Origin of the sequence: Acetobacter lambici (genome assembly GCF_011516885.1) — a bacterium.
Classification (GTDB): Bacteria; Pseudomonadota; Alphaproteobacteria; order Acetobacterales; family Acetobacteraceae; genus Acetobacter; species Acetobacter lambici.
Map to the genome: position 1 here is coordinate 1 of NZ_WOTD01000175.1, position 614 is coordinate 614.

The following is a 614-nucleotide window of genomic DNA, read 5'->3' on the forward strand; positions in this document are numbered from 1 at the left end:
TGTAACAGGGAAGCCGTTGCCCAAAGGCGTCTGGTATCGTGGCCCCGGCCAGTATCAGGCCCGCAGGATGGTGAACGGCAAACGTCACCGCGAAACCTTCGCGTCAGCCAGTCTTGCCCGCCGCTGGCTCCAGGACGTACGCGCCAAGGCGCATGTGGGCCAACTTGAGCCCCCCGCACGCAAGAGAAACCAGATTACTTTTGGCGAACTCTTTGAGCGCTTTGGTCGGGAACGCATGACAGAGCGCGATGCTGATCGTATGGGTCACCTTCCGGCCCTTCTTGGTTCCGACATTGCCTCATTGAAAATCGACAAATGGACCAACAGCGACGTCCGGAACTTTCGAGACGCCATGCTGGCTGCGGGACTGGCCAAGGGAACCGTCGTCAAACGCCTGAACATGATTGCAGCCATCGTCGACGCGGAAATCTCACAGAAGGGTTGTACATCGGGTTAGATTATGAAAAAGTCTGTTTTGTAGAAAAGAAATTTCCATAATCATCAAGAAAACCCGATGCAGACAGAGTGTAGCGCAGGCGCGTATGAGTTTCCAGCCTCCTGTGGACGGCGTGTTGTGGCCCGTTTTGACGGGGGTCGCATGAGTTCGGATGGGG

1 pseudogene is annotated in these 614 nt (G+C 56.0%); it reads left to right on the plus strand.

Features of this window, described 5'->3' with window-relative positions:
- Positions 1-457: pseudogene (locus GOB86_RS15740) on the plus strand (site-specific integrase); the annotation flags it as partial.
- Positions 458-614: the final 157 nt, after the last annotated feature.